19 protein-coding genes are annotated in these 23,617 nt (G+C 62.7%); 8 read left to right on the top strand and 11 right to left on the bottom strand.

The window, feature by feature from the left end; all coding sequences use genetic code 11:
• Both PAN31108_RS23980 and PAN31108_RS23975 read right to left on the bottom strand, forming a co-directional pair.
• On the bottom strand, positions 1-409 hold a 409-nt coding region (locus PAN31108_RS23980; RefSeq protein WP_503124998.1), incomplete at its 3' end, for a Rossmann-fold NAD(P)-binding domain-containing protein.
• Positions 410-451: 42 nt separating this feature from the next.
• The gene (locus PAN31108_RS23975) at positions 452-826 is read right to left on the bottom strand and encodes an HAD family hydrolase (RefSeq protein ID WP_150671265.1); all 375 of its coding nucleotides are present in this window, start codon (positions 824-826) and stop codon (positions 452-454) included.
• Positions 827-1,111: 285 nt separating this feature from the next.
• Between PAN31108_RS23975 and PAN31108_RS23970 the strand changes: the two genes are divergently transcribed.
• A complete protein-coding gene (locus PAN31108_RS23970) occupies positions 1,112-2,068 on the top strand; it encodes a LysR family transcriptional regulator (RefSeq protein WP_150671264.1) in 957 nt (318 codons plus the stop codon).
• 126 nt (positions 2,069-2,194) lie between these two features.
• Here the strand turns inward: PAN31108_RS23970 and PAN31108_RS23965 are convergent, their stop codons facing one another.
• The 6 genes from PAN31108_RS23965 to oxlT all read right to left on the bottom strand — a co-directional run bounded on the left by PAN31108_RS23965 (position 2,195) and on the right by oxlT (position 10,292).
• Positions 2,195-2,968, bottom strand: a complete 774-nt coding sequence (locus tag PAN31108_RS23965; RefSeq protein WP_150671263.1) for a fumarylacetoacetate hydrolase family protein — start codon at positions 2,966-2,968, stop codon at positions 2,195-2,197.
• 158 nt (positions 2,969-3,126) lie between these two features.
• The gene (frc, locus tag PAN31108_RS23960) at positions 3,127-4,374 is read right to left on the bottom strand and encodes a formyl-CoA transferase (protein ID WP_150671262.1); all 1,248 of its coding nucleotides are present in this window, start codon (positions 4,372-4,374) and stop codon (positions 3,127-3,129) included.
• Positions 4,375-4,960: 586 nt separating this feature from the next.
• Entirely contained in the window at positions 4,961-5,410 is a 450-nt protein-coding gene (locus PAN31108_RS23955) for a PAS domain-containing protein (RefSeq protein WP_150671261.1), read from the bottom strand.
• A gap of 269 nt (positions 5,411-5,679) precedes the next feature.
• Positions 5,680-6,930, bottom strand: a complete 1,251-nt coding sequence (gene frc, locus PAN31108_RS23950; RefSeq protein ID WP_150671260.1) for a formyl-CoA transferase — start codon at positions 6,928-6,930, stop codon at positions 5,680-5,682.
• A gap of 27 nt (positions 6,931-6,957) precedes the next feature.
• Positions 6,958-8,736, bottom strand: coding sequence for an oxalyl-CoA decarboxylase (gene oxc, locus PAN31108_RS23945; RefSeq protein ID WP_246184123.1), 1,779 nt, complete (start codon positions 8,734-8,736; stop codon positions 6,958-6,960).
• 224 nt (positions 8,737-8,960) lie between these two features.
• Positions 8,961-10,292: an oxalate/formate MFS antiporter gene (gene oxlT / locus PAN31108_RS23940; RefSeq protein WP_150671259.1), complete on the bottom strand. Its 1,332-nt coding sequence runs from the start codon at positions 10,290-10,292 to the stop codon at positions 8,961-8,963.
• A 765-nt stretch (positions 10,293-11,057) separates the two neighbouring features.
• Here oxlT and PAN31108_RS23935 point away from each other — a divergent pair.
• The 7 genes from PAN31108_RS23935 to PAN31108_RS23905 all read left to right on the top strand — a co-directional run bounded on the left by PAN31108_RS23935 (position 11,058) and on the right by PAN31108_RS23905 (position 19,610).
• Positions 11,058-12,071 (top strand): 2-dehydropantoate 2-reductase, encoded by a 1,014-nt coding sequence (locus PAN31108_RS23935; RefSeq protein WP_150671258.1) that lies wholly within the window; start codon positions 11,058-11,060, stop codon positions 12,069-12,071.
• Between the two features lie 665 nt (positions 12,072-12,736).
• Positions 12,737-12,955: a hypothetical protein gene (locus PAN31108_RS23930; protein WP_150671257.1), complete on the top strand. Its 219-nt coding sequence runs from the start codon at positions 12,737-12,739 to the stop codon at positions 12,953-12,955.
• A 29-nt stretch (positions 12,956-12,984) separates the two neighbouring features.
• Positions 12,985-13,698, top strand: a complete 714-nt coding sequence (locus PAN31108_RS23925) for a GntR family transcriptional regulator (protein ID WP_150671256.1) — start codon at positions 12,985-12,987, stop codon at positions 13,696-13,698.
• Between the two features lie 482 nt (positions 13,699-14,180).
• Positions 14,181-14,648 carry a formate dehydrogenase subunit gamma gene (locus PAN31108_RS23920; RefSeq protein ID WP_150671255.1) on the top strand — a complete coding sequence of 156 codons (468 nt, stop codon included), beginning with the start codon at positions 14,181-14,183 and terminating at the stop codon, positions 14,646-14,648.
• Positions 14,645-16,231, top strand: coding sequence for a formate dehydrogenase beta subunit (locus tag PAN31108_RS23915; RefSeq protein ID WP_150671254.1), 1,587 nt, complete (start codon positions 14,645-14,647; stop codon positions 16,229-16,231). The genes PAN31108_RS23920 and PAN31108_RS23915 overlap by 4 nt, the downstream gene beginning before the upstream one ends.
• Positions 16,232-16,244: 13 nt before the next feature.
• Positions 16,245-19,109, top strand: a complete 2,865-nt coding sequence (fdhF, locus tag PAN31108_RS23910; RefSeq protein ID WP_150671253.1) for a formate dehydrogenase subunit alpha — start codon at positions 16,245-16,247, stop codon at positions 19,107-19,109.
• Between the two features lie 267 nt (positions 19,110-19,376).
• Positions 19,377-19,610, top strand: coding sequence for a formate dehydrogenase subunit delta (locus PAN31108_RS23905; protein ID WP_047907450.1), 234 nt, complete (start codon positions 19,377-19,379; stop codon positions 19,608-19,610).
• Positions 19,611-19,684: 74 nt separating this feature from the next.
• On the opposite strand, the gene PAN31108_RS23900 is transcribed toward PAN31108_RS23905, so the two are convergent.
• The 3 genes from PAN31108_RS23900 to PAN31108_RS23890 form a co-directional block, all read right to left on the bottom strand.
• A complete protein-coding gene (locus PAN31108_RS23900) occupies positions 19,685-20,533 on the bottom strand; it encodes an EamA family transporter (RefSeq protein ID WP_150671252.1) in 849 nt (282 codons plus the stop codon).
• A 392-nt stretch (positions 20,534-20,925) separates the two neighbouring features.
• A complete protein-coding gene (locus tag PAN31108_RS23895; protein WP_150671251.1) occupies positions 20,926-21,363 on the bottom strand; it encodes a hypothetical protein in 438 nt (145 codons plus the stop codon).
• 523 nt (positions 21,364-21,886) lie between these two features.
• A complete protein-coding gene (locus tag PAN31108_RS23890; RefSeq protein ID WP_150671250.1) occupies positions 21,887-23,110 on the bottom strand; it encodes a ShlB/FhaC/HecB family hemolysin secretion/activation protein in 1,224 nt (407 codons plus the stop codon).
• Positions 23,111-23,617: the final 507 nt, after the last annotated feature.

Genomic DNA, 23,617 nt, shown 5'->3' with positions numbered 1-23,617 from the left:
CGGCGATGTTGGCCTGCGAGGACAGCACGTCCATGCTTTGCGCACGCGTGGTGCGCGGTGCGGCTTCGAGCGCGAAGCCGACGACGCCGGCGGCGGCCATGCGTGCGTTGTTTTCGGCATCGAACGGATTGAGCATGCCGACGACCACCGCGCCGCGGTGCATCCGGGCGATCTCGGCGACCGACGGCGCACGCACCTTCAGCACCATCTCCGCACCGAACGCCTCGGCGGCCGTGCCGCTCGACGCGCCCGCCGCGACATACGCCGCATCGGGTACGCTCGCCGCCGCTCCGGCGCCATGCTCCACAGTGACGCGATGTCCCGCGCTCACCAGCTTCTTCACCGTTTCCGGTGTGGCCGCGACGCGGGATTCGCCGTCGGCCGTCTCCTTTGGAATGCCAATATGCATAGTTATTGTCTCGGGGTCTGAGCCCCTGTCGTGTTGTGAAACTCAGGCCGCAGCGGCTCTCGGCGCCTGCATCGAACGACCTTCGTTGGCCGCTTCGAAGCAACGCACCTTGGTGCAGTGAATCAGGTCGCAAAGGAATTCCGGTTCGTAGGCGCGCAGCAGGTGCGGCTGATGGCCGTCGAGATAAGCCCCGATCAACACCAGCTCGGCCATGCGCAACACCTGCGCCGAAGCGCCTTCGAGATACGCCAGCGGCAAATCCTGGTTGCCGGTGGTATGAAGCAAGCGGGTGTAGGTTTGGTTATCCCAATACCAGTCCAGACCCAGTTCGACGAATGCGTTGTTGAACGCATGCAGATGTGCGTTGGCAACCGGTGCCAGGGCGGCGGGTTTGATATGCGTTTCGATGACCGACATGATGGCGTCTCCCAAATAGTGATCGTCCAAACCCGCGTGGCGCCTGACGTAAGCGCGTTGCCTGACGGCGTTACCGCTATGCACTACCTCTACATTTTTCGCTTTGTCGTCACACCACTGTCATGCGGGCTGCCATTGCAGAGTACGCAGCCCGACATATAAAAGACAGTTAAAGTTAATTATGCAAACCATCAACGATTACTTATACTTCCGCAAGACCGTGATGCGAACGCACGACACGCCGTAGCACGTTGCTCACGCCCTTTTCCACCGGACCTCCGCCGCATGAAACACGCCACGCTCCGCCAGTTGAAAGTCTTCGAAGCCGTGGCGCGCCACCTGAGCTTTTCGCGCGCTGCCGAGGAACTGCATCTCACCCAACCGGCCGTCTCGACACAGGTCAAGCAACTTGAGACACACGCCGGATTGCCGCTTTTCGAGCAACTGGGCAAGAAGATCTTCCTGACCCCGGCAGGCAACGAAATGCTGCATTACAGCCGCGCGATCATTGCGCTGTTTCGCGAAACCGAAGAGGCGATGGATCACCTCAAAGGCATTACGGGCGGCAAACTCAATGTGGCCGTCATCAGCGCCGGCGACTATTTCTTCCCCCGCCTGCTCGCGGCATTCACCGTGCGCCATCCCGGCGTGACCCTCAATCTCACGGTGCACAACCGCGAGGAACTGCTGCACCAACTCACCGAAAACCTCACCGATCTGGCGGTGATGGTGCGCCCCCCGCATGAGATCGACACGATCAACGAAGCCTTCGCACCGCACCCGTACATCATCGTGGCGCCGCCAGGCCATGCGCTGGCCGGTCAGAAACAGATTCCGTTTTCACGACTGACGCAAGAACCGTTCATCAGCCGCGAGCGTGGATCCGACACCTGGAATTCCCTGCAGGACGCTTTCGGCCATCGCACCCAGCAACTGAAAATCGCGATGGAAATCGCCAGCACGGAAACCATCAAGCAGGCAGTGATCGCGGGCATGGGGATCAGCTTCCTGTCCGCACACACCGTCGGCATGGAGTTGCAGACGGGCCAGTTGACGGTGCTCGACGTACAGGGCTTTCCCGCCTGGCAAAGCTGGTACGTCGTGCATCGCCGCAGCAAGCGGCTGCCGCCGGTCGCACTCGCCTTCCGTCAGTTCCTGCTGTCGGAAGGCGCGGCATTGATCGACGGCATGATGGCCTACAAGAGCCCCGTGCCGCCGCCCACAGGCGGCGACACGAAGTAGGCCCCATCACGGGCCTGCCCGGGCAGATCGTTCCGGTCCGCCGAATGAAAAAAGGCGATCGACTCAGGCCATTGCCACCCCGGCCGACCACCGTGAAATCGGTTGCTCGCGACACGCGCGCCGGACTCAGCCGCCCATGCGGTTGGCCAGCGTCCCCAGTCCCTCGATGCTCACTTCCACCAGCGCGCCCTCTTTCATCGAGCCCACGCCGATCGACGTGCCCACCGCGATCACATCGCCGGGCAGCAGCGTCATGTCCTGAGACAGACGCGCAACGAGTTGCCACGGGTTGAAAATCATGTCGGCAAGCGGGTAGCGCTGACGCTCCGTGCCGTCGAGTGTCGTGACGAGTTCGGCCTCGCGCCAGTCGAAATCCTCGGCGATGAACGGGCCGAGGCAGCCGAACGTGTCGAAGCCCTTGGCGCGCGTCCACTGCGCGAAGTTGCCGTCCTGCTCGATGATTTCAGCGGCCGTAACGTCGTTGACCAAGGTGTAGCCGAGGATGTAATCGCGCGCCGCTTCCTCGCTCACGTTGCTCGCCCGCTTGCCGATCACGATGCCCAGTTCGCCCTCGAAGACGATCTTCCCGGCATACGAGGCCGGACGTCGAATCACGCCGTCGGGACCGTTGAGCGTGGTGGCCGGTTTGATGAGAAACAGCGGATGCGACGGCGCGGCCTTGCCGAGCTTGGCGCCGAGCGCGTGAAAGTTGTTCCAGAGCGCCACGATTTTCGAGGGCTCGCAGGGGCACAGCAGATCGACGGCGTCGCGTGCAATCGTGGCACCCGTCGCGACCGGCTGATCGTAGAGATCGCCGCGATGTTCGAGAATGTGATCGCCCTGCAACAGGCCAAAGCCGATGCGGCCATGTGCGGTTTTGAATCGGGTCCAGAGCTTCATGCGTTTGCCATTCCTGTAGCGGTGAAGCGGCCCGGCAACCCTCGCCGTGCGCACGCCTCACGCGATGTCTTGAAGTCATTCACATCTGCCTCTTGCAGACACTCGGGCGCGGGTTGTTTCACGTCCGTTGGCGTGCCTCGCGTCGTGTTGCGGGCGCGTCAGACCGCGCCGACTTCGCGCAGCGCCGCGATCTGCTGCGCGCTGTAGCCGAATTCCGAGAGCACGTCGTCGGTGTGTTCGCCGAGCAGCGGGGAGCGCTCCACATGCGTGGGGCTGTCCGAGAGCTTGATCGGGTTGCCCACGGTCAGGTACTTGCCGCGCTTCGGGTGATCGACTTCGACGATGGTGCCGGTCTCGCGCAGCGACATGTCTTCGGCGATCTCCTTCATCGAAAGGATCGGGCCGCACGGGATGTCGTATTCGTTGAGAATGCGCATGACTTCGAACTTGGTCTTCGTCACGGTCCACTGTTCGATGGTGTCGAAGATCTCGCGCAGTCGCGGCAGGCGCGCACGCGGCGTGGCGTAATCCGGATGCTCGACCCACTCGGGTTTGCCGATCACCTTGCAGATCGCCCCCCACACCGGAGCCTGCGTGATGAAGTAGATGTAGGCGTTCGGGTCCGTCTCCCAGCCCTTGCACTTCAGAATCCAGCCCGGCTGACCGCCACCCGACGCATTGCCGGCGCGCGGCACGGCATCGCCGAATTCGCCGTTCGGATACTGCGGATACTCCTCCATCACACGCGCACGCTCCAGGCGCTGCTGATCGCGCAGCTTCACGCGGCACAGGTTCAGCACACCGTCCTGCATGGCGGCGAGCACGCGCTGCCCCTGGCCGGTCATCGTGCGCTGATAGAGCGCCGTGACGATGCCCAGCGCCAGATGCAGGCCGGTGCCGGAGTCGCCGATTTGCGCGCCCGTCACCATCGGGGGGCCGTCGTCGAAACCGGTCGTCGATGCGGCGCCGCCGACGCACTGCGCCACGTTCTCGTAGACCTTGCAGTCCTGATACGGACCGGGGCCGAAGCCCTTGACCGACGCGACGATCATGCGCGGGTTGAGCGCGTGAATGTGTTCCCACGTAAAGCCCATGCGATCGAGCGCGCCCGGGGCGAAGTTCTCCACGAGCACGTCGCAGTCGCGGATCATGCGCTCGAGCACCGCCTTGCCTTCCGGATGCTTCGTGTCGAGCGTGATCGACCGCTTATTGCTGTTGAGCATCGTGAAGTAAAGGCTGTCCGCGTCGGGAATATCGCGCAGTTGATCGCGCGTCACGTCGCCGTGCCCCGCGCGTTCGATCTTGATCACGTCTGCGCCGAACCAGGCCAGCAACTGCGTACACGTCGGCCCGGACTGCACATGCGTGAAGTCGAGAATGCGCACACCTTCGAGTGCCTTTCCCATGGTTTGTCTCCTCCTGATGCGACGGCGTTTATGTAATTGGTATGCGAGGTGCACCGAAGAACGCACAAGCATCGTGCCTTTCGCGTGCAGCAATATCGCGGGCCTCGCCGGATCTGACGGCGGTCGTCGCCACTTCGGGCGCTATGCCTTTCGTCGATCGAATCTTGTGATATACGGTATTTCATACACGATATTTTATCAACGGCTTTTTGTTGCCGATGCCCTTTGCTGTGGCGCGGCATTTCCTCGCAGGAAACGCGCAGAAGCCTGCGAATAAAGGGGTTGCGCATTGCAGCAAGTTGCGCGCCGCGATGGCCGGCTAGGGGTTTACAGGCATGTGCCGCCGGGATGACAGGACCGAGTTCGATCAGGGTGCGTGATGAATTCCTCGAAATATATTGAATACAAAATACCGATAAGAGCGTGCCTTATCTGTTCGCTGACGCAAGAAAGCAAAAAGCACCGGTGCGCATGACGCATCGGTGCTTCTTTTCGACGGGCGACGCCGGACGACTGCGCGTCGATTCCCGCAATCTAGCGCAATCTAAGGCCTCGTTCGGCCCGGGACCTGCGCAGCCATGCCTCGTTACGCGACGCCACTGGCCGTCGCCGCCAGCTTCGCTTCGAGCTCGGTCACGCGCTTGCGCAACTGGCGATCCTCCTGAAAACGGGCGGTCTCGTCACGGATCACGGCAACGATACCGGTCACCTCCCCCGCCTCGCCATGCAGCAAAGCCACGGTAAACGCGATCGACATGGCGCGGCCGTCTTTGTGCGTGGCGGGCACCTTGAGCAGATCGCTGCCGTACTTCGTCTGCCCGGTTTCCATCGTCTTCGCATAGCCCTCGTTGTGGCGCGCTCGCAACCGGTCGGGGATGATGATGTCGAGCGGTTGCCCCACGGCTTCGGCCGCCGGGAAACCGAACATTTTCTCCGCGCCCGAATTCCACAGCGTGATGATGTTTGCGGGGTCGGCTACGACGATGGCGTCGCCTACGACCTGCACCAACTGATTGACGTCGACGGATGCGCTCATGGTGTCTCCAATAGTCTTGTGGGGAATGCGATCGGCAACATTGTCGCCACCGCCAAACATGTAGATAAATTACATCAATTAGAGGACAGCGCGGTCCCGAAAATGAAAATGGGCGCCGCTCCGCACGGAGCCGCACCCATGAACAACCTCACCTGCGGCCGCACACGCCGTTACCGCCGCAGGCGGTAACGGGGTGCACGTTGTACACCGGATACACCGCGTGCACGCGGTGCACGACGCGACACCGTTGGCCTGACGGCCAGGCGAACTTAGACCGAACGTGCTGCGTGCAGGTTGGCGATCTGATCCTTGCTGTAGCCCAGCTCGGCCAGGATCTCGTCGGTGTGCTCACCCAGCAGCGGCGAACCCGTGATTTCCGGCTTCAGACCCGAGAACTTGATCGGGCTGCCCACGGTCAGGTACGAACCGCGTTCCTTGTGCGGCACTTCCACGATCGTGCCCGAGGCGCGCAGCGACGGATCGTTGGCGATTTCCTTCATGGACAGCACCGGTGCGCACGGAATGTCGAACTTGCGCAGGATGTCGACCGCTTCGTACTTCGTCTTGTCGGCAAGCCATTCTTCAATGGTCGCGAAGATGTCGAAGATGTGCGGTTGACGCGCTTGCGCCGTCGCGTAGTTCGGATCGCTGATCCATTCCGGCTTGCCCAATGCGCGGCAGATCGGCTCCCAGGCGTGGCCCTGAATCGTGAAGTAGATGTAAGCGTTCGGGTCCGTTTCCCAGCCCTTGCACTTGAGCACCCAGCCCGGCTGACCGCCACCGCCGGCGTTGCCGCCACGCGGCACGACGTCGCTGAACTCGCCATGCGGATACTGCGGATACTCTTCGAGGTAGCCGACACGGTCCAGACGCTGCTGGTCGCGCAGCTTCACGCGGCACAGGTTGATGACCGAATCCTGCATCGAGACGGCGACCTTCTGACCACGGCCGGTCTGGCCACGGCCGATCAGGGCCGTCAGAATGCCGATCGCCAGGTGCATACCGGTGTTGCTATCGCCCAGCGCTGCGGCGGACACCGTCGGCGGGCCGTCCCAGAAGCCGGTGGTCGACGCCGCACCGCCGGCGCACTGCGCCACGTTTTCGTAGACCTTCAGGTCATCGTAGTGGTGACCGTCCGAGAAGCCCTTGACCGATGCCACGATGAGCTTCGGGTTCAGTTCGTTCAGGCGCTCCCACGTAAAGCCCATGCGATCCAGTGCGCCCGGCGCGAAGTTCTCGACCAGCACGTCCGATTCCTTCACGAGCTTTTCGAGCACTTCCTTGCCTTCCGGCGTCTTCGTGTCCAGCGTCAGCGAGCGCTTGTTGCTGTTGAGCATCGTGAAGTACAAGGCATCGGCGTCAGGGATGTCGCGCAGTTGACTACGCGTGACGTCGCCCGAGCCCGGGCGCTCCACCTTGATCACGTCGGCGCCGAACCATGCCAGCAGCTGGGTACATGCCGGACCGGCCTGCACGTGCGTGAAGTCGATGATCTTGATTCCTTCGAGGGGTTTGCTCATGTCATGTCTCCTTGATTGACTCGGCACTTACTTTTTCATCGCCGCGCTTTGCGGGTTCAGATTCGTCAGACGGCCGCTTTCCGTACCGGCGGATTCGTCGATCACAGCGTTGATCAGGCTCGGCTTGCCCGACGCGATGGATTCCTCGAGCGCCTTGATCAGCTCGGCCGGCGTGGTCACGTTGTAACCAATGCCGCCGAACGCTTCGATCATCTTGTCGTAGCGCGCGCCCTTGACGAACACCGTCGGGGCCACGTCCTTGCCGCCGGTCGGGTTGACGTCGGTGCCTCGGTACACGCCGTTGTTATTGAAGATGATGGTGGTGACCGGCAGCTCGTAACGGCAGATGGTTTCGAGTTCCATGCCGCTGAAGCCGAAAGCGCTGTCGCCTTCGATCGCCACGACCGGCAGGCCGCTCGTGACGGCGGCGCCAATCGCGAAGCCCATACCGATGCCCATCACGCCCCAGGTACCCGAGTCGAAACGCTTGCGCGGCTGATACTGGTCGATGATGGCGCGGGCGTAGTCGAGCGTGTTTGCACCTTCGTTGACGAGATTGATGTCCGGATGCTTCTTCAGCACATCGCGGATCGCGCCGAGTGCGCTGTGGAAGTTCATCGGCGACGGATTCTGGGCCAGCGTTGCAGCCATCTTCGCCAGGTTCTTGTTCTTGCGTTCCGCAATCGCACCGGTCCACTCGGTCGACGGCTTGCCGAAGTTGGCGTCCACGCCGGCGAGCAGCGCCTTGACGCACGAACCGATGTCACCGATCACCGGGGCGGCGATCGCCACGTTGCTGTCGATTTCCGTGGGCGAGATGTCGATCTGCACGAACTTCTTCGGTGCCGCCCCCCAGGTCTTGCCCTTGCCGTGGGCGAGCAGCCAGTTCAGACGCGCGCCGATCAGCACGACGACGTCGGCTTCTTGCAGCACGAACGAACGGGCGGCCGAGGCCGATTGCTCGTGCGTGTCGGGCAGCAGCCCCTTGGCCATCGACATCGGCAGGTACGGAATGCCCGTCTTCTCGATGAGCGCACGAATGTCTTCGTCAGCCTGAGCGTACGATGCGCCCTTGCCCAGCAAAATCAGCGGACGCTTGGCGCCCTTGATGACGTCGAGGGCACGCTGAACGGCGTCCTGCGCCGGGATCTGACGCGGTGCGGCGTCGATCACGCGAATCAGCGAATCCTTGGCCTTCTGCGCGTCGATGGTCTGCGACAGCAGCTTGGCCGGCAGATCCAGATAGACGCCGCCGGGGCGCCCCGATACGGCGGCACGGATGGCGCGCGCCAGACCCACGCCGATGTCTTCTGCGTGCAGCACGCGGTAAGCCGCCTTGCAATAGGGCTTGGCCGCATTGAGCTGATCCATTTCTTCGTAGTCGCCCTGCTGCAAGTCGACGATCTCGCGCTCGCTCGAACCGCTGATCAGAATCATCGGGAAGCAGTTGGTGGTCGCATTGGCAAGGGCCGTCAAACCGTTCAGGAAGCCCGGTGCGGACACCGTCAGGCAGATGCCCGGCTTTTGCGTCATGTAGCCGGCGATCGCAGCGGCGTGGCCGGCGTGCTGTTCGTGGCGGAAGCCGATGAAACGCAGGCCTTCGGCTTGCGCGAGGCGAGCCAGGTCGGTGATGGGAATCCCCACCAGACCGAAGATGGTGTCGATGTCGTTCGCTTTCAGGGCATCGATGACCAGATGGAAGCCATCGGTCGTTGCTGCCTCGGACACGATGTTCGCGTGTCGGCTGTTGTCTTCGAGCGTGTCGTTTTCCGCCTTGCCGACTGGCACGGTCATCGCAATGGACATAATTCTCTCCTCCAATTTTTCCGGTTTCAGTGTTGCGTCGTCTTGTCTGACGATTAGTGGGTATTCCTGTACTGCTTCTCTACTTGTCCTTCCGGTCGTGCAATCGGGCCTTGCGTCGTTCAGGGCCCGGATTGCACGCCGGTGAGACATGTCTCTAATCAAGCCAGTCAGTCTGCCTTCCTACTTAGTACTACTTAACGTCAAGCTGACGTATTGGGTCTGCCTCACGTCGTGCTGCGGCTCAGGTCCGTCGCTTTGACTATCGGCTCGTTCGATTCCGCCTTGTAGTCGCTGGCGTAACGCTGTGCCAGACGGGCACGCATCGGCTTGAGAACGAACAAGGCAAGGAAGGCGGCGAAGGCGTTCATGGCGCAAGCGATCATGAACACGGCCTGCCAGCTACCGGTCGACACGGTGATGATGCTCGAGAACGGCACCAGCAACGCGGCGGTTCCCTTCGCGGTGTACAGCATGCCCGCGTTGGTGGCGGCGTACTTCGAACCATACGTATCGGCGCAAGTCGCCGGGAACAAGCTGTAGATCTCACCCCAGGCGAAGAACACCAGACCGGTCAGGATCACGAAGGCCACCGGGTGCTGACCGAACTTCGCCAGTGCGTAAATCCCCGCAGCTTCCATCGCGAAGGCGATGAACATGGTGTTTTCCCGTCCGATCTTGTCCGAGATCCAGCCGAACACCGGACGCGTCACCCCGTTGAGCACACGGTCGATGGCCAGCGCGAAGGTCAGTGCGGGCAGCGTAAGGCCGAGAATCGAGACCGGCGCCTGATCCAGACCGTAGTCCTTGGCGATCGGGCCGAGCTGAGCCGTTGCCATCAGACCGCCGGCGGCCATCAGCACGAACATCAGATACATCAGCCAGAACACCGGAGAGCGCATGACTTCCGTCGGCTTGGCGTTGTAGCGCATTGCGCCCGGCGCCAGCTTCTTGAGCGCTTCGATCGAGGCCGGCGGGTTGGCGAGCGCCAGACCCAGCAACAGCACGATGATCCCCTGACCCAGACCGAACGTCAGGAAGGTGTTCTCGTAGCCGCTCGACTTGATCATGTTGGCGATCGGCACCACGGTCAGCGCCGAACCTGCGCCGAAACCGGCGGCGGTCAGGCCCGCGGCAAGACCGCGGCGATCCGGGAACCACTTCAGCGCGTTACCCACGCAGGTGCCGTACACCGCACCGGCGCCGACACCGCCGACTGCCGCCGCGAAATACAGCATCGGCAGCGAAGACGCATAGGCGTTGAGCACCCATGCAATACCGCACAACAGACCGCCGCCGACGACCACCGGGCGCGGGCCGAACTTGTCGACCAGATACCCTTCGATCGGCACCAGCCAGGTTTCCGTCACGACGAAAATCGTGAACGCCACCTGAATGGCCGTACGGCCCCACCCATACTTCTCGTCGATCGGGTTGACGAACAGCGTCCACCCGTACTGCAGGTTGGCGATCATCGCCATGCAAATCACGCCGAACACGAGCTGAACCCAAGGGCTCGCGAACACGGATTGCTTACCGTGTTGATTTGTCGTCTCCACTTTGTACCTCCTCCATCGGTTTTCAGTTGTTTGGCAGCTTCACAACAACAACACCTTCCGGATGGGGTCTGCGCCCCCTGGGCATGCTTTACGAGGTCTTGGCCTCGTCGACTTGTCTCTGACGCTTACGGGGTCCATTGCATTTCCCGTAAATATACCGAACGAAATATACGATATATCAGATATAAGTCAACACTAATTTATTGCTGTCCTCGCTTCCCCCTCGCGTGCCGATGTCGTTTTCGTCCATTGCAGCGACAACAACACCGGCACGCGAGGCACTGTCCTAAGTGGCGGCTAGATACAGTAACGCAACTGTAGGACGGAGCGGCGCAACAACGCAATGCGAAAACACTAAGGAGTTAACCTGATCCTGGAACGTTGCCCGATAAGGCGCTAACGCCTTTTGTATCGGGCTCCTTGGGATTTTTTGAAACGGGCACAAGGCGATATTCCTGTGAATTTTGTTCACAAAAAACGCACCCCGACTCGAATCTTCCCGCGCTGTAACACACCGTAATAATTCACTCGCGGGGCGGTGTCGGGTATTTCGCAAATGCAATTGATGCCCGCAACGCTCACACATGCGAACCGCCGGTTTTCGGGCGTCTGCGGGGAAACCATGAGCCCCAATACCCCAACAAGACTTGGCGTTGCCTCCCTTGTGATATACGATATACAACATTTGGTATTAGAAAAATAAAGAGAACACAAGCGGCCAGTACCAGGCCCGGGTTTCGATTCACCTTTGGAGGGAGAGACTTCATGAAGATTTGCATCTATGGCGCCGGCGCCATCGGTGGCTACCTCGGCGTGCAACTCGCGCGCGCCGGAGCCGATGTCAGTCTGGTGGCGCGTGGACCGCATCTGGCGGCCATGCGCGAGAACGGACTCAAGTTGCTCATCGACGGCGAAGAACGCGTCGCCCATCTGCGCTGCACGGACGACGCGCGCGAACTCGGGCATCAGGATTACGTGATCATCGCGCTCAAGGCACATTCGGTCCCGTCGGTACTCGACGCGATGCAACCGCTGATCGGCCCGAATACGGCCGTGGTCACTGCCGTGAACGGCATCCCCTACTGGTACTTCTATAAGCACGGCGGCGCACTCGAAGGGACGACGCTCGAGAGCATCGATCCGGGCGGTCGCCAATGGCGCGAACTCGGACCGGAGCGCGCCATCGGCTGCGTGGTGTATCCGGCGACAGAAGTCGTGGCGCCCGGCGTGATCCAGCACGTCTACGGCAACAAGTTCCCGCTCGGCGAAGCCAGCGGCGAGCGCACCGAGCGCGTGCAGGCGCTCTCGCAGATGATGATCGCCGGCGGGCTCGACGCGCCGATTCGCGAAAACATCCGCGACGAAATCTGGCTCAAGCTGTGGGGCAACCTCTGCTTCAACCCGATCTCGGCCCTCACGCACGGCACGCTCGACATCATTGCCAGCGATCCGGGCACCCGGGCCGTCGCGCGCGCCATGATGCTCGAAGCCAAAGCCATCGGCGACAAGTTCGGCGTGCATTTCCGTGTCGACGTCGAGCGACGCATCAATGGCGCCGGCGCGGTGGGGGCTCACAAGACGTCGATGCTTCAGGATCTGGAGCGCGACCGCGCGATGGAAATCGATCCGCTCGTCTCCGTCGTGCAGGAGATGGGCCGTCTGGCCAACGTCCCCACGCCGACCCTCGACGTCGTGCTCGCGCTCATCAAACAGCGCGAATTCATGACTAAACCCGATGCCGTAGCGGCGGCGCAGGAGCGTCTGGCCAAGGCCGCGTGATCGAGCGCAAGACAGTCTTGAGCGCCGTGCGCCCGATGTGCCGGGCGCCGGCGAGCGGGATTGGCCGGCGTCGGCCGCCGCCGCCATCGCCGCCGCCGTTTGCGTGAGCCATCGGTTCGGGGATCCCGGGGCAAGTCGTCTCGCCTCACCGGCCGGTTCACGGCTATTTATATAGCGGGCAATACAGCGGGACCGGAAAATCCCGCCCGCCCCCTGCACTGCACTCGCTCATACGTGCCGCCGAAGCACCACCGGTCGCGGCCGATTTTGCCGGAAACGCAGGGGCTGTCCGGTGCATGCAGGCCTTACCGGATGTGGTTTCGCGGCAACGCAATAACGTGCATTTGCCCCACCCAGAAAGCGTGATCCGAATCATCGAAAACTGCGTGCGCCACCGGCGTCCCGAAATCCGCAACATGGCAAGCCAGACGGCCGTCCGAGGAGGTTCATCGCCATCATCGATCTGATCCGACCCACTCCGCACTATCGGAAAAAGAGACAAATCCGAGCCGCGTAAGCGCAGTGTGACGCGAAAGACGTCCCGAAAAACGATAAATTTTGATATTCGGTATGTGGTATATCTTGAGACTTGCTGCGGCGCGACATACAATGCCTAGCAAGTTCTCCCCCACATAACGACCCGTCAACTTTATCTGGAGTGTCATATGTTAGTCGCTGCCCTTACTCTGCTTGCCCTGGCTTCCGCCCTCGCCGCCGGTGTTGCGATGGTTCATCTGTTCGTCGCCCTGCCCGCCAAGATGCTCGAAAAGGCCGAATCGAATGGCCGTTTCGCTTACCTGGCGGAAACCACGCAGGCAAACGAATCGGGTAAACTCGTCACAAAGCCGGCCACCCTCGTGGGGCAGCAAGCATTGCGCCTCTGAAGGGGCCGTAATACCTAGGAGACTATTGCATGTCCCTGATCACCCCAACTCCGGTGCGCGTGACGCCACTCGCACTGGAGCCGATCGACACCACGACGAGTTTTCGTAATCAGGCGTATGCGCTATTGAAAAAAGCCATCGCCGATGCCGACATCTATAACCAGAAAGATGAAATTCGCCTGGACGAGCGTCAGCTCATCCAGGTGCTTGGCGTTTCGCGCACCCCGATTCGCGAAGCCATGACCTTGCTGGAACAGGAAGGCTTTCTTCGTACGGTGCCGCGCCGGGGCATCTTTATCATCCGCAAGACCAAGCGGGAAATCGTGGAAATGATCCAGATGTGGGCTGCCCTCGAAGGGATGTCCGCGCGTCTGGCCACGCTGCACGCGAGCGACGAAGAGATTGCGAAGCTGCGTCACCTGTTCGACGAATTCGTCAATGCACCGCCGACGGACCACATCGAAGAGTATTCCGACGCGAACATCGACTTTCATCAGGCACTGATCAATCTCGGCGGCTCGCAGGCTATCGCCAACACGATCAAGAATCTGTTCATTCACGTGCGCGCCATCCGCAAGGTGACGATCGCTCAGAACGACCGGGCAGCGCGCTCGATCGTCGATCATCTGAAGATCATCACGGCGCTCGAAAAGCGCGACACGGAACTTGCCGAGAAGCTCGCGCGCGACCACACCCTTGGACTGGCGGCCTTCGTCGAAGAGCACTGCGACTTCCTCGAGTAAGCCGTTCCCTCCCCGCCCGACGCGCTAACGCACGTCGAGAAAAAGCCAGCGATACCCGACACGGTCGCTGGCTTTTTTCGTTGATCCGTAACGTCCCACCGCCGCCCGCTTCGGTCCGGCACATCTGTCGACGCCCCCTCTCGCGCGTCACGTTTCGACTGCGCCCGCCCGGGCTTTCGACTCCGGGTAAACGATCCTGCAAATCCGCTTGTCACGCTATTGCACGTATACCGTATATGATATATCGTGTTTCACATACTGACCGAAGGTTGACGAAGTCAGCAACGGGCGAGAGGCCGAGCCCGTGCGACATATGGTGGGGGCTGTGTGTCGCACGCTCATGTGGCGTCGCGCTGATCGCTAGACCCGAGCAGCGTCTCCGCATGCGACCAATTGGGTCTCTCGCCCCGGGGCAGGATAAAAACATATCAACACCTAACGTGCGCCGCTCCCCTCAGTGCGCCGAACAGGAGACATCAGCCATGCGCGAGGCTTTTTCCATCGCGACGGTGCAAGCGATTCTGGACGCTCATGCAGATCAGGAAGGCCCCCTTCTGCCGATTCTTCATGACGTTCAGGACGCTTTCGGCTACGTTCCCCCGGATGCCGTGCCCGTCATCGCCACCGCCCTCAACCTGTCTCGCGCCGAAGTCCACGGCGTGATCACGTTCTATCACCATTTCCGCACCAGCCCGCCGCCGCGACACGTGGTTCAGATCTGTCGCGCCGAGGCGTGTCAGAGCATGGGTGCCGATGCACTCGTGGCCCACGCCGAACGCGTATTGGGTTGCGCAATGCACAGCCACAGCGGCGATGTCGCCCTCGAACCCGTGTTTTGCCTTGGGCAATGCGCGACTTCACCGGCCATCACCATCGACGACAAGCTGCACGCGCGCGTCACCCCCGAGAAATTCGACCGTCTGGTCGCCCGCGCCAAGGATGCCGTATGAGCCAGTCCCCGAACACCCACACGGTGCGGCTCTATCTGCCGCGTGACTCCGCCGCCCTCGCGCTGGACGCCGACGAAGTCGCCGAAGCCATCACCGCACAAGCCGCGCAGCGCGGCATCGACATCGAACTGGTACGCAACGGCACGCGCGGCATGCTCTGGCTCGAACCGCTGCTCGAAGTCGTGACCCCGGCCGGTCGCGTGGCTTACGGACCGGTCGAAGTCGACGACGTCGCCAGCCTGTTCGACGCCGACGTCACCGCCGGCGGCGATCATCCGCTCGCCCTCGGTCCGACCGAAGACATTCCGTATTTCAAGAAGCAGGAGCGCCTGACGTTCGCCCGCGTCGGCATCACCGATCCCGTCTCGGTCGACGACTACGTCGCGCACGACGGCTATCGCGGCCTGCGCAACGCGCTGGCGCTCGACGGCGCCGCCATCGTCGCGCAAGTCACCGAGTCCGGCCTGCGCGGTCGCGGCGGTGCGGCATTCCCGACCGGCATCAAGTGGAAGACGGTGCTGAACACCCCTGCTGCGCAGAAGTACATCGTTTGCAACGCGGACGAAGGCGATTCGGGCACATTCGCGGACCGCATGCTGATGGAAGGCGATCCGCTCGTGCTCGTCGAAGGCATGACGATCGCCGGTGTCGCCGTGGGTGCGACACGCGGCTATATCTACGTTCGCAGCGAATATCCGCACGCCATCGATGTGCTGAACGTCGCCATTGCAAACGCCAGCAAGGCGGGCTACCTCGGCGAGAACATTCTCGGCTCGGGCAAGACCTTCCACCTGGAAGTGCGCAAAGCGGCCGGCGCTTACGTCTGCGGCGAAGAAACGGCGCTGCTCGAGAGTCTCGAAGGCAAGCGCGGCGTGGTGCGCGCCAAGCCGCCGCTGCCCGCCATCGAAGGTCTCTTCGGCCAGCCCACGGTCATCAACAACGTGATCTCGCTGGCGTCGGTGCCGATCATCATGGATCGCGGCGCCGACTTCTACAAGAACTTCGGCATGGGCCGCTCGCGCGGCACGCTGCCCATCCAGCTCGCGGGCAACATCAAGTACGGCGGCCTCATCGAGAAGGCCTTCGGCGTGACGCTGCGCGAAATTCTCTACGACTACGGCGGCGGTGCGATCACCGGCCGTGCGTTGCGCGCGGTGCAGGTCGGCGGCCCGCTCGGCTCATATCTGCCGGAATCGCAGTGGGACACGCCGCTCGACTACGAAGCATTCGCCGCGCACTGGGCCGTGCTCGGCCACGGCGGCATCGTGGCGCACGACGACACGGTCGATCTCGCCAGGCTCGCCCGGTATGCGATGGAGTTCTGCACCATCGAATCGTGCGGCAAGTGCACGCCCTGCCGCATCGGTTCCACGCGCGGCGTCGAGGTGATGGACAAGATCATCGACGGGCGCGACCGCCCCAAGCAGATCAAGCTGCTGCGCGACCTGTGCGACACGATGCTCAACGGTTCGCTGTGCGCCATGGGCGGCATGACACCCTACCCCGTGCTGTCTGCGCTGAATCATTTCCCAGAAGACTTCGGCGCGGCCGAATCGTCGAACCTGCCGACCAAGGCCGCCTAGGAGACCCCCGATCATGATGGACCCGATGTTTGAGAAGGACTACGGCACCCCGCGCCGTGAATCGACGAAGGAAGTCACGCTGGAGATCGACGGCGAACAGATCACCGTGCCTGCCGGCACGTCGATCATGCGCGCGGCCGCCGAGGGCGGCGTGAACGTGCCCAAGCTGTGCGCGACCGACTCGCTCGAACCCTTCGGTTCGTGCCGTCTGTGTCTGGTCGAAATCGAAGGCCGTCGCGGCTTCCCGGCGTCGTGCACCACACCGGTCGAACCCGGCATGAAAGTGCGCACGCAATCGCCGAAGCTCCAGGAACTGCGCAAGGACGTGATGGAGCTCTATATCTCCGATCACCCGCTGGACTGTCTGACGTGTGCCGCGAACGGCGACTGCGAATTGCAGGACATGGCCGGCGTCACCGGCCTGCGCGAAGTGCGCTACGGCTTCGATGGCGCGAACCACTTCGACAGCGAGAAAGACGAGTCGAACCCCTATTTCACTTATGACGCCTCGAAGTGCATCGTCTGCAACCGCTGCGTGCGCGCCTGCGAGGAAACGCAGGGCACGTTCGCGCTGACGATCTCGGGCCGTGGCTTCGAAGCCCGTGTGTCGCCGGGTCAGGACCAGCCGTTCATGGATTCGGAATGCGTGTCGTGCGGCGCCTGCGTGGCCGCCTGCCCGACCGCAACCTTGCAGGAAAAGTCGGTCATCCATCTCGGTCAGGCCGAGCACGCCAAGATCACCACCTGCGCCTATTGCGGCGTGGGCTGCTCGTTCAAGGCGGAGATGAAGGGCAACGAAGTCGTGCGCATGGTGCCGCACAAGGACGGTCAGGCCAACGAAGGCCATGCCTGCGTGAAGGGTCGCTTCGCCTGGGGTTACGCCACGCACAAGGACCGTATTCTCACGCCCAAGATCCGCAAGAAGATCACCGACCCGTGGCAGGAAGTGTCGTGGGACGAGGCGCTCGATTACGCGGCGTCGGAATTCAAGCGCATTCAGGCGAAGTACGGGCGCGACTCCATCGGCGGCCTCGTGTCGTCGCGTTGCACGAACGAAGAGGACTATCTCGTGCAAAAGCTGGTGCGCGCCGCGTTCGGCAACAACAACGTCGACACCTGCGCACGAGTGTGCCACTCGCCGACCGGCTACGGCCTGAAGGCCACGCTCGGGGAATCGGCCGGCACGCAGACGTTCAAATCGGTCGAGCAGTCCGACGTGATTCTCGTGATGGGTGCGAACCCCACGGACGGCCACCCGGTATTCGGCTCGCGCATGAAGAAGCGTCTGCGCGAAGGCGCGAAACTGATCGTGATCGACCCGCGTCGTATCGATCTGGTCAAGAGCCCGCATATCAAGGCCGACTATCACCTGCAACTGCGTCCGGGCACGAACGTCGCCATGATCAATGCCCTGGCGCACGTGATCGTCACCGAAGGTCTGATGGCCGACGCCTTCATCGCCGAGCGCTGCGAAGATCGCGCCTTCTCGCAATGGCGCGACTTCATCGCCCGCGCCGAGAATTCGCCGGAAGCCACCGAAGCCCACACCGGCGTGCCCGCCCATCTCGTGCGCGGCGCCGCGCGCCTGTACGCCACGGGCGGTAACGCAGCGATCTATTACGGGCTGGGCGTGACGGAACACGCACAGGGATCGACGACGGTGATCGGCATCGCCAACCTCGCCATGGCGACCGGCAATATCGGTCGGGAAGGCGTGGGCGTGAACCCGCTGCGCGGTCAGAACAATGTACAGGGGTCGTGCGACATGGGGGCGTTCCCGCACGAACTGCCGGGCTACCGTCATGTATCGGATTCGAGCGCACGCGCGCTGTTCGAAGCGGAATGGGGCGTCGAGCTGCAATCCGAGCCGGGCCTGCGCATTCCGAACATGTTCGACGCGGCGCTCGCCGGCACCTTCATGGGCCTGTACTGCCAGGGCGAAGACATCGTGCAGTCGGACCCGAACACGCAGCACGTCACGCATGCGCTCGAACAGATGGAGTGCATCGTCGTGCAGGACATCTTCCTCAACGAAACCGCCAAGTATGCGCACGTGCTGCTGCCGGGTTCGTCGTTCCTCGAAAAAGACGGCACGTTTACCAACGCCGAGCGCCGTATTTCGCGTGTGCGCCAGGTCATGCCGCCGCGCGCCGGCTACGCCGACTGGGAAGTGACGATTCAGCTCGCCAAACGTCTGGGCTACGAGATGAACTACTCACATCCGTCGGAAATCATGGACGAAATCGCGCGCCTCACGCCCACCTTCACGGGGGTGAGCTACGAGAAGCTCGACCGCGTGGGCAGCGTGCAATGGCCGTGTAACGACGACGCGCCCGACGGCACGCCCGTCATGCACATCGACGAATTCGTGCGCGGCAAGGGCAAGTTCCTCATCACGCAGTACGTGCCGACAGATGAGAAGGTCACGCGTCGCTTCCCGCTCATCCTCACGACCGGGCGGATCCTGTCGCAGTACAACGTCGGTGCGCAGACGCGCCGTACCGACAACAACCAGTGGCATAGCGAAGACCGGCTCGAACTCCATCCGCACGATGCCGAGGAGCGCGGCATCAAGGACGGCGACTGGGTCGGCATCCAAAGCCGTGCCGGCGAGACGGTGCTGCGCGCGATCGTCAGCGACCGCATGCAGCCGGGCGTGGTGTACACGACGTTCCACTTCCCGGAATCGGGCGCGAACGTCATCACGACGGACAACTCGGACTGGGCGACCAACTGCCCCGAGTACAAGGTGACGGCCGTGCAGGTCACGCCGGTGGCGCAGCCCTCGGAATGGCAACGTCAGTACTCGGATTTCAACCGACAGCAAGAAGCGTTCCTCGGACACGCGCACAGCGCCACGGAAGCGAGCGCGAACTGAGGGCGCAGCAAGCAAAAACGACGCGCACAGTGTCGCCGCGAGGCGATGCCGTGCGCGGCCAGGAACAATCCGCGTCCGACGCCGGGCAGGTCGCACAGCGCCGGCGGGCTTCGCCGTCTATTGCCAACGGGCGGCGCGGCGGACGCGAGATTGGCCATACGCATCAATGCACGACAATGCAGGACAACGCAGGACAACGCAGGACAACGCGAGCGAAACCGAACGACGCCGGCCACGGCAGAACGATCACAGGGGAAAACACAGATCATGGACACCGACAACCTGGTCAAAATGGCCAATCAGATCGGGGATTTCTTCGAGACGATGCCCGATCGCAGCGAAGCGCTCGAGAACATCGCGGGCCACCTGCGCCGCTTCTGGGCGCCACGCATGCGCATGACGATTCTCGAACATCTCGAAACGACCGACGGGCACGGCATGCGCGAGATCGTCGTGGCGGCGATCACTGCGCACCGCGCCGAACTCTGGCCGCGTGGATGACACGACGGGCAGTCGCGTCGCGCGTCGGCATAGACGCGCAGTCCTGCCCACCGCTCACCGTCCACCCGGCCGATTCATGCGCCCAGTTTGATGAGGATCGCACCGCCGACCACAAGGCTGCATGCCACGAGCCGGCGGGCGTTGAGCCGTTCCCGCAAAAACAGCCAGCCCAGCAGCACCGCGAAGATCGCACTCGACTCGCGCAGCGCCGAGACCACACCCATCGGCAGATATTGCAGCGCGAAGACCACCATGCCATACGCGCATTGCGCGACCACACCGGCGCCCAGCGCCTCGGCCACCCGACGGCGCGGGGCGAGGAACATGCCGCGCCATCCGCCGCGCATCATCCACACGGTCCCCACGAGCGGCACGCTCGCGAAGAGATACGCCCACGCGATGTAAGCGACGCCGTTGCCGCTCGATAGACGCACACCGAACCCGTCGATGATCGTATAGGCCGCGATGAACACCCCCGTGAGCAACGCGGCCGGCACGCTGTCGCCGGACAGGCGTCGTCCGCGCAGGGCGAGCGACAGAATGCCGGCGCAGATGCAGACGATGCCGAGCGCCGCCATCCACCGAGGCGACTCGCCCGCCAGCAGCAGCGCCGCCCCCGAGATCAGCAACGGCGAGATGCCGCACGCGATGGGATAGATTTGTCCGAACTCACCGACGCGATACGCCCGAATGAGCGCCGCCGTATAGGCCACTTGTGCACACGCGGACAGCCCGATGAGCGGCCAGACCTGTGCCGGCGGCATGGGCAGCAAAGCGATGCCGACGAGCGCTGCGAGCAGTTGCGGCACCGCCATCATGCCGACTTGCCACACCCGGTCGGGACTTGCGTGAAGGAAAGCGTTCCAGGTGGCGTGCATCAGCGCGGAGAGCAGCACCAGTAGCACGATGGGGGCGGTGGTCATGTCGATCATACGCGGCGGGGTGTCGGAAAACGACTGACAAAGTTTGCGTCCGACGGGGGTGAAAGGCGTGGAAGGGCTGAAGCGGATGCATGGGGTGGAAGCACGGCCCGACGTTGTATCGGCGAACGAAACAGCGACAACCGCACGATCCGTGCCGCCCCCCTTCTCGGTCAGAAAGTTGTCCACACCCTTTGTGGATAACCCACTGGATAACCTGAGACCACCTTCTCGGCAGCCCCGTGAACATTGGCTGTCAAGAGCCTTGCTTAAAAAACGATCAGCCTCGGAACAAATATTCGGCTTGACGGTCCGTCCCCTCCCTGCTCAACGGCCTGGTCCCTCAATGGCGGACGCATCGGGCTCCTTCTTACTTTGCGCCGGAAAAAACGCGCTCAGGCATCGTCGGAGGCAGGCGGCGACTGTGGCGCCGCGCGCAGTGCCGCGACAACCTGACTTTGACCCAGTACGGCGTCCGGTGCTTTCTGCAAGGCCAGCAGATACCGCTCGCCGAATTCCTGGTCCGTGTGACGGAACAGCTTCGCGGCATCGTCGGCGAGCGCGATGCCGGCCTCACGCAGCGGCGGTTCCTGCTCCTGCCACTCGTCGAGTGCGACGATCAGTCGCGAGAGCGGGTCGAGCCAGCGGAACCAGGGATCCTCAGTGAACAGTTGCACGAAACGGCCGGTGGGCACGGGGCCGAAAACTGCTTCGTATTGCTGACGGTCGTAGTCGATCAACACCTTGTGCTGGGCAAGAAGCGCCGTGCGCAGCGCTTTCATGGCGGCCATCTGGGCGGCACTGGCCGGTGTAGTTTCGGTAGGTTCGGTCATCTATCGCCCCGGTAACGTCAGAAAGGTTAGGAAACGGAATTGGAAAGCGTCTTACACGCACTTTAGGACTTAGCCCATAGCCAACAGACGTCTGGATCACGATACTACACGGGTCTCGCAAACACCTCGCGAGACCAGGCTTTCACTTCCCCGTGGGAGGCCTGCTTCCTCACCCGCCGACCCGGCGGGTTTTTTTTTGCCCGCAGATTTCGCACCCCCTCTCGATCGCCGCGCCATCGGCGCTTCGTTCACGCCCTTTGGGCTTTCAGCAGTTGAGTTGTCGGCGGCGGCGTGAGAGGCCCGTCTTGCCGGCGGCACTTACGATACGCACAAACCACCATACGCACCGTACGCACCTTACGCACAGTACGCACCGTACGCACAACGAAAGCGGGCTTGCCGTGTATGGCGGCAAGCCCGTGATTCAGGTCGGGGAGGAGCGGCATTCGGCCGAGATGCCGGCCAAGCACACGAGGCATGAGCGCCACGTCAACGATATCGTCCGATACCGCGACGGATGTCCTCAGAACGGTACGGTAAGCTTCGCGTCGATCGACTGGAAGCGATAGGACCAACCCGGCGGGCCGCTCGACGCCGGCATCCAGGGCGCGTTCAGGCGCTGCATCACCGACAGATCGAGCTTCGATGTGCCCAGATAATGCGTATGGCTCAGGCCGACTTCCGCGTAGCTGTCGTACGTGTGAATGGCGTTCGGATCTTCCGTGCGGCTCCGGTTATAGCGCAGCTCGACACCCGTGGTGCCGTTCGACGTCACATCGAACGCGCGACGCACGCGCCATTGCAACGTCTGCGTCTGTGTCGTGCCCGCCGCGATCTGATCGGTGGCCGCGTTGGTCTTGCCGGTAATGCCGACGGTCCAGTCGGCATCGATCGGTACCGAATAGTTGGCGCTCAGGTCGCGGTTGGTCGCGTCGCGACGCGCGTTCTGAAAGTCCTGGCTGAGCGTCGTGTTGAACTTGCCGTACATGCCGAGCGGGTTGTTCATCAGCAGGTTCGCGGTGCCCTGCATCTTGCCCGTGGTCGTCATGCCGCTGTTGTTCATGCCGACGTTGAACTGGTACGGACGCTCGTTGAGCACCTGAAAGCCCACCGCCCCTTCGCCCGGCGTACGGCTGCGCGTGGCGATGAGCGGCAACTGCTCGTCTCTCACCACCAGACCGCGCCGCATCAGCATGCGGATATTACGGTTCGCGAGGCTCTCGTGGCGCGGCATACCGCGCAGACACGACGCGCGCGCAAGAAACGCATTGGGCGGTGCGACGTCGGGCGTGGGCTGCGGCGTCTCGACGCCGGCCACCGTTGCGGAAGCGGCCGACGCTGCGGCGTCGATATCGACGGCCGAAATCGCCGTGCCATCCGCGCTCAGTTCCGGGGAGACGGCAAAATCGCCCGCCGGGAGAGGCGGCGAAGATGGCAAGGGTGCGGGCGTTGTGGCGTCTTCCGTCGCCGCGCTCTCGACATCGCCGGCGCTGGTAGGGGGCGTGGCCGATGGCGTCGCCCCGGCATCCCCGCCGGCAACAGCAGTCGCAGCGTCGCCGGCTGCCGCCGCGCGCTGGGCGGCTTCGCGGTCGACGGCTGCGGCCACAGCGCCCGGATCGTCACCTGCGAACAACGCGATGGGATCGGTCGAGGCGCCGGGATCCTGCACGACGGGCGGTGCCGGCGGCGGTGGAGGCGGTACGAAATACTGAGGTGCAAGCCCACGGTCCCACAGTCCGTAGGACACAGCGTTCTGCTCAGTGAAACATGGCGGATTAGGATCCGAGAACAAAGATTGTGCGTGCGCACCTGCCGGTACTCCGGTACTCAGGCACGCGGCCAGCAGGAGGCGACTCCGCACGACCGGCTTTACCGACATTCGACACCCAAAATCCCACCCCACGCTGATGCCGTCCACTGGCGTTGTACGCCGCTTTCGACATGAGGGGGTGATGTAGCGACAAGCGTCCATTCTACGTCGATCGGATGACGCTCTGCCAGTCACGAAACGCGCAAAAACATTGGGAACTCTTTCACGGGATCGCCACTCATATCGCGTGACTTCCCCTGTAGTGATTTTTGCCCGCCCCGTGCGGGCATTTTATTTTGTGATTTCACATCACAAAAAAAAAGCCCGGGAAGAAGGTTCCCGGGCAATGGTCGATCGCCATGGAGGGGCGATCGAGGGGGGGCTTGCCGATGCCGCAACCCGTCGAATGCGGGCGCGGCATCATGACCGTCGGGCGACGCCCGG

The sequence above is a fragment of the Pandoraea anhela genome, assembly GCF_902459655.1.
Lineage (GTDB): Bacteria > Pseudomonadota > Gammaproteobacteria > Burkholderiales > Burkholderiaceae > Pandoraea > Pandoraea anhela.
The sequence above is the reverse complement of the archived record's forward strand: the minus strand, read 5'-3'. Positions and strand labels throughout refer to the sequence as shown.